Below are 13,404 nucleotides of genomic sequence, written 5' to 3' on the forward strand. Positions count from 1 at the left end.
CGAGGCAAGGAGCACGTCATGTCCGTCACGACCACCACTCACCTGAACTTCCGGGGCACCGCACGTGAGGCGCTGGACTTCTACCAGTCCGTCTTCGGTGGACGCACTGTCGCGGTCACCTACAAGGACGCGGGCGCCGTGCAAGACGAGAGCGAGGCGGACTGGGTGATGTGGGGCGAGGTCACCGGCGACAACGGCTTCCACGTCATGGCCTACGACGTTCCCTCGAATCTGCCCTGGAACCGGGGCGAGAACCCGTTCTTCGTCTCCGTGCGCGGTGACGACGCCGAGGAGATCAGCGCCCTGTGGGGCAAGCTCGCCGACGGCTCGACCATCGTGCGCCCGCTGGAGCCCGCGCCGTGGGCGCCGCTGTACGGCATGCTCGACGACCGTTTCGGCGTCACCTGGGTTCTGGACGTCACCGCCCCCTACAACGGCTGAACCGGCCCGGCCGACATCTCCGCGCCGTCCGGGCCGCCGCGGCCGTACGCACGCCCGGACGGCGCGGGCACCGGACACGTACAGCATCGACAACACAGAGGGGAAACGGGTCACCGTGCGGATGCGGAAACCGGAACGGACCGGCATCGAAGTCAGCGCCGACTGCCTGGCCACCATGGCGTTCGGCCGAGACGGGCATACAACCCACGAGCAGACCGGAGCCTGAAGCCATGACCGTGCTCGACAGCCGCGCCCTCAACCGCGCCACCCTCGCCCGCCAACACCTGCTGACGCGCGGCGGCACATCCCTGCCCGAGGCGGTGGCCCATCTGTGCGGCCTACAGGCGCAGGAGCCCCAGGAACCGTTCATCGGGCTGTGGTCCCGCCTCGCCGACTTCACACCCGGGCGACTGGACGACGCTCTGACGGATCGCACCGTGGTGCGGACGCACCTGATGCGCCGCACCGTCCACCTCGTCACCTCCGACGACGCCCTCGCCTGGCGAGCCCGCCATGACACCATGCTGCGCCAGCGAGCGCTGGGCGCCTACCGACGTGAACTGGCCGGCATCGACTTGGACGAGGTCGCCGCCGCGGGCCGCGCGGTCATGGCCGACGAGCAGCCCCGCACCATGAGCGAACTCGTACGAGCCGTCGAAGACCGCTGGCCCGGCCCACCACGCCGGGCCCTGGGCGAACTGCTCGTCGCCGCCCTCATCCCGATGGCCCAACTCCCGCCCCGCGGCCTCTGGCGCCAGACCGCCGGCGTACGCAATCTGCCGTTGGCCGCCTGGCTGCGACGGGACGTCGACCCCCTGCCCGCCGGGGACGGCGATCCCGTCGGGCAGCAGCTGCTACGCCGCTACCTCGCCGCCTACGGGCCCGCCGCCAGCGCGGACCTGCGCGCCTGGTGCGGCCTCGCCGGTCTTCCCGCCACGGTCAAAGCCGCCCGGGATGAACTCGTCGTCTTCCGCGACGAACGCGGCCGCGAACTGCTCGATCTGCCCGACGCACCCCGCCCCGACCCCGACACCCCGGCCCCCGTCCGGTTCCTCCCGGCCTTCGACAACGCCATCCTCGGCTACCACGACCGCAGCCGCGTCATCGACGCCGCCCACCTCGGTCTGTCCGTCGCGGGCCATCGCGTGGTCCTGGTCGACGGACGCGTCACCGCCACCTGGACCGTGCGCGACCACCGCCTGCGCATCAGTCCCCTACGCCCCCTCACCGCCCTGGAACAGGAAGCCGTCCACGCCGAAGCGCAGGACCTGATCACCTTTCTGGACGAAGGCATCGATCACGTCCGACTCGACACCGAAAGCTGACGATCACGCGACCTGGTTCCCGACTCGACGCGACCGTCCGCGAACCATGAACGCCCTTCGCCGCCCTTGGGCGGCGAAGGGTCCGCGACCCGGACCCGGCCCGCCGGGAAGCGGGCCGGGCGTGAGCAGCGCCGGGCGTGAGCAGCGCCGGACGGAAACCGACGGCGGAGCGGACAGAAAGGGCACGGCAGCCGGGCGTACGGCGCCGGCGTCAGCCGATCCTGGCTCCGTAGGCCCGGAGCGCCTCCGTCACCGGCTGGAAGAACGTCACCCCGCCCGAGGAGCAGTCGCCGCTGCCGCCCGAGGTGAGGCCGATGGCCTTGTCGCCCGAGAAGAGCGAGCCGCCGCTGTCACCGGGCTCGGCGCAGACGGAGGTCTGGACGAGACCGTGGACGATGTCTCCGTTGCCGTAGTTCACGGTGGCGTCCAATCCGGTGACCTGGCCGCTGTGCACACGGGTCGTGGAGCCGCTGCGCGTCACCGGCATGCCGACCGTGGCCTCGGCGGCCCCGGTGATACGCCGGGTGCCGCCGCTGTAGAGGTTGACCTCACTCGGCTGCCGCGCGCCGGATGTGTAGCGCACGAGCGCGAAGTCGTCGCCGGGGAAGCGGGAGTCCGTCATCCGCCCGATCGCCGCGCCGCCCCGCGTGCCCGCCCAGGTGCTGCCCGACCGACCGCAGTGGCCGGCGGTGAGGAAGTGCGGCACGCCGTTCCTGACCACGTTGAAGCCGAGGGAGCAGCGTCCGCCACCGCTGTGGATGGCGTCGCCGCCTCTGAGGTACGGGGTGAACTCGCCCTCGGAGCGCCTCAGTTCGGCCTTGTGGCCCAGCTCTTCCACCACCTTGCCGAGCCTGTTCCAGGCTTCGCCCCTCACCGTGCTGTCGGCGGTGACGACGACCTTGTTGGTGACCGGGTCGACGGCCCAGGAGGTGCCGGGGATGGTCGCCTTGGCGGTGAGGGTCTGCCGGGCGCTCGTCAGCTCGGCACGGGTGTTCTCCACCACACGGGCCCTGACTCTGGCCTTGTCGCCGACCGCGCGCACGGAGTCGACCGCGGCCTGGTCGACGACATTGACCACCAGCGCCTCGGCCTCGGCGTCGTAGTACGCGCCGACGACGTCGGAGCCCAGGTCGTCGTCGAGGGCCGAGACGAGATTTCCGGCCGCTGTGGCGGACAGTGGTTCGGCGGCGAACCACTGGGCTTCGACGCTCGCGTTCGCAGTCTGCAAAGTGAGGCCGGCCGCCATCACGGCTATCACCGCACCGCCTGTGATGGCCAGTTTCCGTTTGGGTATTCGTCGGTGTCGCACGCTCTACCTCCTGTGGGGGCCGTGTTCCGCGCGCGTGGGGGCCAGGCGGACACGGAGGATCGAGCGTCCACTATTCCGAGGCCGATCGAGCGTGCACAAGGCCGAGTTCAGGACGGGGACGCCACGAGACACAGTCGTTCACTCCGCTCTCACCAACCGCGTTCACATCGGCTCATCCCTCTTGCGAACACGGTCCGCGACCTGAGTTGGCCGTCGTGTGAGGACTGGACCTGTCTTGTTCTCGCCCCTCCCGGACCGGCGGACGAAGGGCAGTTCCACCGTGTGCGCGCCGAAGGCATTCGAAAGTGCCTCCAAGTGATGACAAAGCGAGGGCCGGTCGGGCCCGCCGATGGGTAATCATCAAGTGGCCGGGGAATGCCAATGGCTCATGGCGCGTGCCTTTAGGGGGCACATGTGGCGAAGGGGGCGGGGGTGCGACGTCGGGTGCGCGCGGCGGACGGGCGGCATCTGATGGTGGAGAGGCTGGGGGATCCGCGCGGCAAGCCGGTCTTCCTGCTCCACGGCACACCGGGCAGCAGACTGGGTCCGGCTCCACGGGGCATGGTGCTGTACCAGCGGCGTACGCAACTGATCGCGTACGACCGTCCCGGTTACGGCGGTTCGGACCGGCTGGCGGGGCGGAGCGTCGCGGATGTGGCCCAGGACGTCCGGACGATCGCGGACGAGCTGGGGCTGGAGCGCTTCGCCGTGGTGGGCCGGTCGGGCGGCGCGCCGCACGCGCTGGCCTGCGCCGCCCTGATGCCCGACCGGGTGACCCGGACCGCCGCGCTGGTCACCCTCGCGCCCCGTGACGCGGACGGCCTCGACTGGTTCGAGGGCATGGCCGCGTCCAATGTGCTCGCGTACACCTCCGCGGTGGACGACCCCGCCGGGCTGACCGAGCGGTTCATCGTGCGCTCGGCCGAGATCCGGCGGGATCCGATCCGGCTCCTCGACGAACTGCGCAGAGAGCTGACCGACTCGGACCGGATGGTGGTCGCGGACGCGGGCGTCCGGTCGATGCTGCTGCGCAACTACCAGGAGGCGCTGAAGTCGTCGGCGTACGGCTGGATCGACGACGCCCTCGCGTTCTGCAGCCCCTGGGGCTTCGACCCGGCGGACATCAAGGGCCCGGTGATGATCTGGCACGGCGAGAAGGACGTCTTCTCCCCCGTGGGGCACGCCCGCTGGCTGGCGGAGCGCATCCCCGGCGCCACCGCGGTACTCGAACCGGCGGCCGCGCACTTCGACGCGCTCCACGCACTCCCCCGCGTCCTGACCTGGCTGCTGGACGAGTGAGCCCGCGGGCCCCTCGGCGGTGAGGGAACCGCCGCCCCTGTGAGCCCCACTCTCTCTCCGGCGCACGGAACCAGCGCATGGAACCGCCGCACGAAACCACCGGTCGGACCCACCGGCCGCGGCCACCCCCAAGGACCACCGGAAGAGACCACCGGGAAGACCGCGGAACGGATCCGTGCCGACGGAACCGGCCGACGGAGCGGTGCCCGGAGAGCGAGCCCTCCGGGCACCGGCGGACCGATCACACCGCGAGCGGCTCCAGGTCGCGGTGCACCCGGCGCTCGTCACGGGCGATCCGCGTCAGCGCGTGGTCCTCCCCGAGCAGCCGGGTCAGCTCCTCCACGGTCTCGGCCCGCAGCTGCGCCGCCTCGTCCTTGCGGCCCAGCATCCCCAGCGTGACCGCCAGGTTGGAGGCGACGCCCAGCACCTCGGGGTGGTGCCGCCCCAGCACCTCGCGCAGCCGGGTGACGCTCCGCTGCTCGATCTCCAGGGCCTCCTCCAGGCTCCCCAGATCGGCGAGCGCGTTGGCGAGGTTGACCGTGCTGAACAGGGCGTGCGGATGGCTGTCCCCGAGGACCTCGCCCATCTTCCTGGTCACCATCAGCAGCAGTTGCTCCGACGCCTCGGGATCGCCGCATCCCCAGTGGAAGATGCCCAGGTTGTTGATGGCGGCCAGGGTGTACGGGTGCCGCTCCCCCGGCACCAGCAGATACTGGTCGACGACCTCCTGCGCGAGATCCCGTGCCGCGACCGGCTCCCCGGCCGCGAACAGGTCGGCCGCGAGATTCAGATCGCAGGCGAGCGAGTCCGGGTTGGCGGACGCGTACTGCGAGCGGTAGCGGTTGCGGGTGGCCGTCGTCAGCCGACGCGCGTCCTCCAGCTGGCCCGCCCTGCGCAGCGACACGGCGAGGCTCTTGCCCGCCGCGAGCGTGCCGGGGAAGGTCCGTCCGAGCCGCTGCTTGAGCAGATCGTAGGTCCGGGCCAGCAGCGTGACCGAGTCGTCGTACCGGCCGACCTCCCGCAGATCGCGCGCGAGGGACGTGGCGGAGGACAGGGTGTACGGATGATCCGGGCCGAGCACCTCGGTACGCCGGTCGAAGACCTCCTGGTCGATCTCGCGCGCCCTGGAGTACTGGCCGACCATCCGCAGGTTCAGCGCCAGGTTGTTGGCGGCGGCGAGCGTACGCGGATGCGACTCGTGGAAGATCTGGCTGAACCCCTCATGGGCCTCGGTCGCCAGCTCCATCGCCCTGCTGTACTGGCCGAGCGTCCCGAGGTCCATCGCGAGACCACTGGTGGTCATATAGGTGTGCGGATGGGTGGCGCCCAGCACTTCGCGCTGGCGCTCCAGGGTCACCTCGTCGAGTTCCTTGGCCTCCACGTAACGGCCCTGCGAACGGTAGATGTTGGAGAGGTGGAAGCGGAGGTAGAGATACTGGAGGTCGTTGTTGCCCAGCATCTCCCGCCAGGTCACGCGCACTTCGTTGCCGAGCGTCCCCGCGGACGCCCAGTCGCCGCGCTTCCAGAGATAGCGCACCCGGTCGATGAGCAGCCTGCGGGTCTCCGGCTCCCGGCACTTGCGCGCCTCCGAGGTGCTCAGATGCGGCCAGATGGTGGCGAACACCGGCCAGGTGCCGGGGTTGTCGATCGGCTCGTCGTCGTCGGGGCGCGCACCCGCCAGAACCCGGTGCACGGCGTGCCGGGCGGCCTGCTGCTCCTCGTCCGAGAGCTGGGCCCTGATGACCGCCTGGACGAGCCGGTGGACCTGGATGCTGTTGGAGACCTGGTCGACCTTGGCCAGGGCGAACCGGCCGATCTCCCGGATGACCCGGCCGAGGACCAGTTTCTCCTGGAGTGAGGGGTCGTACGGTTTGAGGGCGTCGATCATCTCCTTGCTGTAGAGGAGATTCGCCGAGATCGGCTCGGGTGCGAAGAAGGCGCAGAGCTGGAGGAGGCGCACCGCGGCGGGCGAGCGCTCCTTGAGCCGCTCGATGGAGACGTTCCAGGTGGCGGCGACCGGTTCGGGGTATCCCGCCGGCTGGTTGAGTGCGAGGACGCTGGTGGTCTGTTCCTTCAGCTGCTCCAGGTACTCGGCGATGGGGGTGGCGGTCTCCGCGATCCACGCCGCGGCCTGTTCGACGGCGAGCGGCAGGTCGCCGACGGCGATGGCGACCTGGTCGGCCTCGTCGATGCTCAGTCCGCGGGCCCGCCGCTGGAGGTGTTCGATGGACTCCTCGCGGGTGAACACGTCGATGGGCAGGGCGTCGCCGTACTGCGACCAGGTCTGGTTCCGGGAGGTGACGAGGATGTGTCCGGGGCCCTGGGGCGGGAAGTACCGCTTGAGCTGCTCGGGGTCGTCGGCGTTGTCGAAGACCAGCAGCCAGCGGTTGGAGGGGACTCCGCGCCGGAGCAGGTCGATGGCCTCCCGCGAGGCCGCGGCCATGTCGTCGCCGCCCTGTGCGCCGAGACGGACGGCGAGTTCGGCGAGACCGGCGATCACATCGTCGTTCTGTTCGGCGGAGATCCACCACACCAGGTCGTAGTCGGCCATGAACCGGTGGACGTACTCGATGGCGACCTGGGTCTTGCCGACGCCGCCGAGTCCGTACAGGGTCTGCGGCTGCGGCAGTACGGCGGCGACCGACCTGCCGCCGCCGAGCTGATCGCGCATCCGCTCCAGCGCGACCGCGCGGCCGGTGAATCCGGGGTTGCGCGGCGGCGCGTTCCAGATCTTGGGCACGGTGCCGGGAAAGCGCGGGCCCGGTCCGCTGCTGTCGGGAAGCTGGACGGGGCGGTCCACCGCGCGGAGCACGGCGCTGGTGGCCTGCACCTCGTCCAGACGGAAGAGGTCCACCGGGTTGCGGTCGATGTAGGGCGTGGTGAGTCTGACGTCGCCGACCCTGATCGGCAGCAGATGGTGCCGGCCGCCGCTGGGGTCCTCGGCGGCGGCCCGCGACCAGACCTCCACCGCGCGCGAGGACTTCAGATAGGCGCCGGAGAGCAGCACCACGGTCCGGGCCGCGTTCTCCGCCGCGATTCCGTCGTCGTCCGACGGATCCCGGTCGACGGAGACATCGCGCGGCACGACGCGGAACCCGGCGCGGGTGAGCAGGGATTCGACCCAGTCGGCCCACATCCGGTTCTCCGCCACATAGCTGAGGAAGAGATCGGCGGGCAGGGCGGGCCTGCGGCGGGTGAAGGCGTCCTTGATGCGGAGCCTGGTCTCCTCGCCGATGGTGGGCATCGAGGTGACGCTCTGTTCGGTGACGACCGCGGTGAGCCGCTCGAAGGCGGAGAGCAGGGAGTTGGTGAGGCCCGCCTCGTCGCCGAAGGTGGCGAGGGTCTCCTCGTAGGCGTAGTAGGGCCGGTACGGAATCTCCACCGCGCCCCAGTAGGAGGTGAGTTCGTCCCCGGCGAGGCCGCTGGGGAAGCGGTCGAACTTGACGCGGGCGAGGGCCCGTCCGGCGTCGGCCTTCTCCTTCTCTCCCTCGTCGATGCGCATCGGCACCGGGTAGATCTTGATGCCCCGGCCGCCGTAGCGCTCGTCGATCTGCCGGGCGACGGAGGCCGCGCCGTCGATGGACTGGTCGCTGAGGGTGAAGCAGTCGACGAGGATGTCGGGGAGATGGACGGTGCAGATGTCGGCGATGTCGCTCAGTCCGGTGCGGCTGTCGATGAGGACGTAGTCGTAGTTGGACTTCATGTCGTCGCGGAGCGCGTCGAAGAAGAGTCCGCCGCCGAGCCGGTCGTAGAAGTTGTCCCAGTCGAAGGTGGAGACCGTGGCCGAGTACTCCCGGTTCTGCTTGCCGGCGGAGACGAAGTCGAGAGTGCCTCCGTCGGGGAACTCCCAGCCGAGGATCTCGGGGGTGAGGGAGACGGCGTGGGGCTGGATGCGGGCGTAGTCCACATGCCAGTCGTCGCGCCGTGCGGCGTCGGGGGTGATCGCGGCCCAGGCGTACTCGGTGATCAGATCGATGACGCCGGTGGTGGCGCCGAGGGTGGAGGGGTCGAGAAAAGGGTGGAAGAAGCGGTGCAGGCCGGGCGCCTCGAGGTCCCAGTCGACCGCGAGGACCCGCTTGCCGTTGGCGGCGAGGATCCAGGCCGTGTTGGCCAGGGCCATCGTGCGGCCCGTACCTCCCTTGTACGAGTAGAAGGTGACGATGCGTCCGTCACGACTGGCTGTCATCCGTGTCCTCCGCATCGGGGGCTGCTGGGCGCATGTCCGGGACGTACTGCGTGGTGCCGTACTCGGCCATCGGGCCGCGGAGTCTGGGCCGCTCGCCTCGGGCCCCGGCTCCGGGTGGTGGTGCGGGTGGATAGACCTCGGCGTGCCGCAGATACTCCTGGGCCGCCGCTTCGACGACCTGCGGGAGGATCTGCCCGAACGCCTCCATACTGAAGACGCCTCTGGCGGCGGCCCGGCAGGCGGGGCGACCGTGGTGCAACTGGCGGGGCATGGTCCGCTCCAGTCGTTCGGCCAGTTCGGCCTCGGAGAGTCTGCTCTGGGGGTCGTCGCGGTTCCAGGGGACGACGACGCTCATCCAGGGCCGCGGGTCGCGGTCGAACTGGGCGAGCCTGTCGCATCTGCCGTCGTCCTGGAGGGCCCAGCGGTCGATGAGGAGGATCTCGGGCCGGGTGGGCGGCTGGCTGGGGTCGGGCAGTGTCTCGTGGTCGAAGGAGGAGACCGTCGCCTGGTAGTTGAGCGAGCGGACGAGTTCCTGCGCCACATACGCCAACGGCCGCGCCGAGTCCGGATGGTACGGGTTCCAGTCCTGGGACAGTTTGCCGTAGTAGTCGGGGGCGCGGCCGTCGGGAAGGTCGTGCCGGGTGGGGGCGGCCACGGTGAGATGCATCGGCCGGGGGCCGCCGCTGGGTTTGCCGAACGCGCTCGGCGCGTGGCGGTAGTCGACCGGACTGCCGGGGGTGACCCTGGTGGTGTCGGCGACGGAGACGATGCGTTTGGCCAGTTCGTAGACGGCCGCCTCGTACTCCTCCGCGAAGATGCGGAGTTTGATCAGACCGTAGAGTCCGTCGGTGACATAACGGTCGCCGAAAGTCTGGTGGTTGAACTGCAGCCGTTCGGCGGGTCCGGGGAGCTGGTCCGGGGGCATGGGCACCCAGAGCGCGGGGACGATCGCCTCCGCGGGCCGGTTGCTCTTGGCCTGGTGGTAGATCGCCCGCTGCGCGAACGCGTACCACTCCTTCCCGCACATCTCGCTGGCGAAGTACCTCGGTGAGAACAGGGGGACGAAGACCCGGCAGTTCGCGAGGACTTCGCCCAGCCGCTCGGACCAGCCCTCCCCCGAGCGGATCTCCCGGTCCATGAAACCGGCCGGCGCCCCGGCCGGTAAATCCGTCATCGCCATCACATGGCCGCACAGATCCCGGAAAAGCCGCTCCACCCACATGTCCGGGTCGGGGCCCCCTGCCCCGTACCGCGGTGTGTGCGCGTAGCTCAGGAAAAAGTACGGCCGGTGGTCAGCCGCACGTTGCGCTTGATCCGACACACGACCCCCGTCCTGTGTGAACGCCCGCCTCCGTACCCGGCACCGGAAGAGATACGAGCGAATTAATCATTCCGGAGCCGGGCCCACTCCTTCCCCCTGTGGTTCAGTCATTCACCGCCGCTTTTCGGACATCCAGCGGTCCGCGTGGTGTACCGCGTCTCTGAGGGAGAACAAACGCGCGGACCGTCCCCCCAGTTGTCCCTTCCGTTCCATCCCCCAGGGAAATGCGGCGCCGATGGTGGCGAACTCGCCGTCGTCCAGGACGACGTCTTCGTACTCCGTCCATTGCTTACCCCCATCGGGCAGCCGAACCACACAGGAGTAGGACCTTCTGGGCGCTTTCGGGTGGTACTCGGCGAGATGGAACGCGGTGCACACCTCGAATCCGACATTGATCATCAGAACTCGGGCATCCGCTTCATGGAGGGCCCCGAGGGGGGAGTCCCAGCCGAGGTGCGAGGTGAGGGGATGCCGGGCGAGCAGTTCCCCGGCCCGCTTGCCGACGGCGGCGAACGAGGTCTGGGGATGGCCGCTGCGGACGGCTCCGTCCGCGGTACGGACGGACTCGGCCAACCGGCCCATGCTCTGGCTCGGTGTGGTGGCCGGGTCGAAGGCCGGCATGTCCGCCCGGAAGGCCGCCGCCTGCTCGGGTGTCATGTCGCGCACGCCGGCCCGGTACGCGTGCGAGGTGTCCGAGTTCCCCTCGGTGAAGGCGGGGGTCACCAGGGTGCCGCCGGGGCCGATCGCCGAGAGCAGGGCGTCCCGGAGCGTGTCCGCGTCGAGTCCGGTGCCGCTCAGGGAGGCGTGCACCAGCAGGGTCGTGTCGGGCTCGACGCCCAGCTTCCGCAGCGACTCGACCAGCGGATCGCACTCCCCGGGCCCGCCCCGCCCCGTCGACCCGGTCACGCCCCGCCCGGTCGGCTCAGCCACGCCCGGCCCCGTCCAGTTCCTTCCACAGGTTGTCGAGCAGCCGTCTGCCGCCGACCGTCAGTTCGGCGGCCTGCTCCAGGGTGGCGAGGGCCCGTCTGGCCTGATCCGCGCCCCGAGCGTCGAAGGCCGCGAGGCCGATCCGCTCGCAGACGCCGGCCAGCAGTTCGGACACGACAACCTCCTCGTCCCGCCAGGGGGCCGGATGGCGCCACTGGCCGTCCTGCGCGTAGAGATCGCTGACCTGGAGCAGGGCGTTCAGCTTGGTACGCCGGAAACCGCGCAGGAGCTCTACCGCGAGTTCGCGGGAGGTGGGGGGCAGGGCGATTCCCAGCGCTCCGTAACCGTGCCCGCTGGGGGACGGCTCACGCGTGGAGGACCGGCCAAAATCCGCCGGTGCCGCAGTGACCAGCGGGGTCAGAGTGGTCAGACAGTCGGCTGCCTCGGCTGCCTGGCCCGGAGCGGTCTCCCGCAGCAGCGCCCAGGCTCCGGTCAGCCGCTCGTCCCAGACGGCGACCTCCCGGCCGTCCAGCCGCTCCCGCACGGGGGCCCCGAAACAGTCGCGGTACGGATCGAGGTCGTCGAGCCGCAGGATGGGCGTGCCGTCCCGGCCGCCCACGGTTCGTACGGGCCGCCAGCCGGGCCCGTCGTCCTGCCCCAGGCGCACATGCCGGGGCTCCCGGCCCTCGACGGCGGCCAGGAAGCCGTCGCCGGTCGCGGTGACCACCGCATGGCCGTGTTCGCCGGGGCCGCCGGTCCGCAGTTCGCCGAGCATGGGCAGGCGCAGCAGCCCCCTCTCGTACGGGACCCGGATCGAGGGCCCCGAGCCGTCCCGGATGTACGCGGCCGCGAGATACGCCGGGAGCCGCAGCGCGAGGGCGACGGCGTCCGGCCGGTCCTCACGCAGTGCGGTGAGGGCGTCGTCGAGCCAGGGGCGGGTGTAGGGGTGGCCCCAGACGGTGTCGAGCAGATCGCCGTCCGCTTCGAGCTCCAGGGTCTGTTCCCATGCCTCGTCCCAGGCCCGGCCGCCGCGTCCGGCGAGTTCGCTGCCGAGCGCCGCGCTCATCAGCCGGGTCACGTCCTGGCCGTCGGCGAGGAGCGCGCCGGGTTCGGTGACGGCGAGCGGCACCAGTTCGGCGGCGGTGCGCCGCTCGACGCCGCGGATCAGCGCTTCGAGGTCGGTGCAGTAGACGGAGGTGTTGTCGAAGTCGTTCTCCGTGCGGTAGCGGTGGGTGTAGAGCCCGCCGCCGCAGGACCGGACGACCGGGCACCGGCGGCAGGTCTCGCTGACGCCGTCGAGGCCGAGCTGGCGTGCTCTGACGCCGGGGTGGGCCGCCACTTCGTCGAAGGAGTGGGTGAAGACGTCGAATCCGGTGGCCGCCGCGCCCTCGTAGGCGCTCTTGAGCGAGTCGACCTGTTCGAGGGCTCCGTCGGTCTCCACGACGACGAGGTCGGTCGGGGCGAGGCCGAGGGATTCCGTGAGGCTGGGTCCGCCGCCGAGGGTGGACAGCAGCGACTCGAAGAGCCGTACGGGAATCCGCCGTCCCTGGTCGTCCCAGCGGTCGAAGATCGTGAGCAGCCAGTCGGCGTACACGGTGGGAGAGCCGTCCGGGCGGACAGGAGGGTCGTCCCAGGTGGCGTGCGGGAGCAGGAAGTCGATCCGCGGGGGCTCCAGCTCGGCGAGCGCGTCGTACACGGCGACGGGGTCGTTGGCCACGTCCACGGTGCACAGCAGACCGAGGTAGAGGTGGCGGTACTTCTCCTCGCGCAGCAGGTCGACGGCCCGCAGGACCAGCGGATGGCTGGTGCGCCCGTCGGCGAACCGGCGGTGCCTGTCGTTCGCGGTGCGGTCGCCGTCGAGAGAGATCCCGACTCTGACGTCGAACTCGCTGAAGAGGTCGAGATACCGGGGGCTGAGCTGTAAGCCGTTGGTGTGGATCCGCAGATCCAGTTCCGCCACCGGGCGTAGCGCTCTGGTCAATTCCTCGCAGAGGCGTCGCAATCGGGCGGGGCCCGCCAGTAGTGGCTCCCCTCCGTGCAGGATCACTGACACGGAGGGCAGGGCATGATTTTTGGCATGCTCGGCCAGTCGCAGAGCTGTCCAGGAAATCGCTTCGTCAGAGATTGCCTTCGGGCGGGTTCGCCAGCTCTGATCAGCGTGTTCGTAGATGTAGCAGTGGTCACAGGCCAGATCGCATCTGCTGTGAACCTTCAGCACGATCTCGCGGAAAGGGACCAGGGGTCCTGTCATTCCGCCAGTCTAGGGCCAGACTAGAGCGACGAGTTGAACGTGGAGACGCGCACCGTGCGGTCGGCGGAGGCCGGGACGACCCGGGCCAGCTTCTTCGCGGTGTCGCCGCCACGGACGTCGAGTCGCGCCAGGGGAACACGGTTCTTCTTCGCAGCGGCGAAGGATGCGGTGGTCGTCATGGGGGGCCGTCCTTTGATCTGTGTACATGATCGAGCACGATCGAGCTGTACAGCATGGATAACCAGGCACCGTTGCGGTGTCTGGCGGCACGACTCTACTCTCAAGTCCACCCGCGGCAACTCAGCACGTGAACATGGACGAGTGAGAGTTGCTTCATATTGTTCC

The 13,404-nt window shown here is 70.2% G+C and carries 9 protein-coding genes; 3 read left to right on the forward strand and 6 right to left on the reverse strand.

All coding sequences use genetic code 11. The features are described from left to right. The first annotated feature begins 18 nt into the window (after positions 1–18). Both ACWEFL_RS23365 and ACWEFL_RS23370 read left to right on the forward strand, forming a co-directional pair. Entirely contained in the window at positions 19–441 is a 423-nt protein-coding gene (locus ACWEFL_RS23365; RefSeq protein ID WP_451715840.1) for a VOC family protein, read from the forward strand. A gap of 230 nt (positions 442–671) precedes the next feature. Then, positions 672–1,766 (forward strand): winged helix DNA-binding domain-containing protein, encoded by a 1,095-nt coding sequence (locus tag ACWEFL_RS23370; RefSeq protein ID WP_451715843.1) that lies wholly within the window; start codon positions 672–674, stop codon positions 1,764–1,766. 211 nt (positions 1,767–1,977) lie between these two features. Here the strand turns inward: ACWEFL_RS23370 and ACWEFL_RS23375 are convergent, their stop codons facing one another. Continuing rightward, positions 1,978–3,075, reverse strand: coding sequence for a S1 family peptidase (locus ACWEFL_RS23375; RefSeq protein WP_451715845.1), 1,098 nt, complete (start codon positions 3,073–3,075; stop codon positions 1,978–1,980). A 432-nt stretch (positions 3,076–3,507) separates the two neighbouring features. Between ACWEFL_RS23375 and ACWEFL_RS23380 the strand changes: the two genes are divergently transcribed. Further along, entirely contained in the window at positions 3,508–4,374 is an 867-nt protein-coding gene (locus ACWEFL_RS23380; protein ID WP_451715847.1) for an alpha/beta fold hydrolase, read from the forward strand. A 241-nt stretch (positions 4,375–4,615) separates the two neighbouring features. Here ACWEFL_RS23380 and fxsT read toward each other — a convergent pair whose 3' ends face one another. From fxsT to fxsA, 5 genes are all read right to left on the reverse strand, one after another. Beyond that, complete coding sequence (gene fxsT, locus ACWEFL_RS23385; protein ID WP_451715850.1) at positions 4,616–8,560, reverse strand: FxSxx-COOH system tetratricopeptide repeat protein; 3,945 nt, start codon at positions 8,558–8,560, stop codon at positions 4,616–4,618. Next, complete coding sequence (locus ACWEFL_RS23390) at positions 8,544–9,881, reverse strand: TIR-like protein FxsC (RefSeq protein WP_451715852.1); 1,338 nt, start codon at positions 9,879–9,881, stop codon at positions 8,544–8,546. The genes fxsT and ACWEFL_RS23390 overlap by 17 nt, the downstream gene beginning before the upstream one ends. Positions 9,882–9,992: 111 nt before the next feature. Continuing rightward, the gene (locus ACWEFL_RS23395) at positions 9,993–10,811 is read right to left on the reverse strand and encodes an aminoglycoside N(3)-acetyltransferase (protein WP_451715855.1); all 819 of its coding nucleotides are present in this window, start codon (positions 10,809–10,811) and stop codon (positions 9,993–9,995) included. After that, positions 10,804–13,059, reverse strand: a complete 2,256-nt coding sequence (gene fxsBH / locus ACWEFL_RS23400; protein ID WP_451715857.1) for a radical SAM/SPASM protein FxsBH, inactivated beta-hydroxylase extension form — start codon at positions 13,057–13,059, stop codon at positions 10,804–10,806. The genes ACWEFL_RS23395 and fxsBH overlap by 8 nt, the downstream gene beginning before the upstream one ends. Positions 13,060–13,079: 20 nt before the next feature. Next, the gene (gene fxsA / locus ACWEFL_RS23405) at positions 13,080–13,238 is read right to left on the reverse strand and encodes an FxSxx-COOH cyclophane-containing RiPP peptide (protein WP_451715859.1); all 159 of its coding nucleotides are present in this window, start codon (positions 13,236–13,238) and stop codon (positions 13,080–13,082) included. Positions 13,239–13,404 lie beyond the last annotated feature (166 nt).

The organism is Streptomyces sp. NPDC004838, assembly GCF_053600955.1.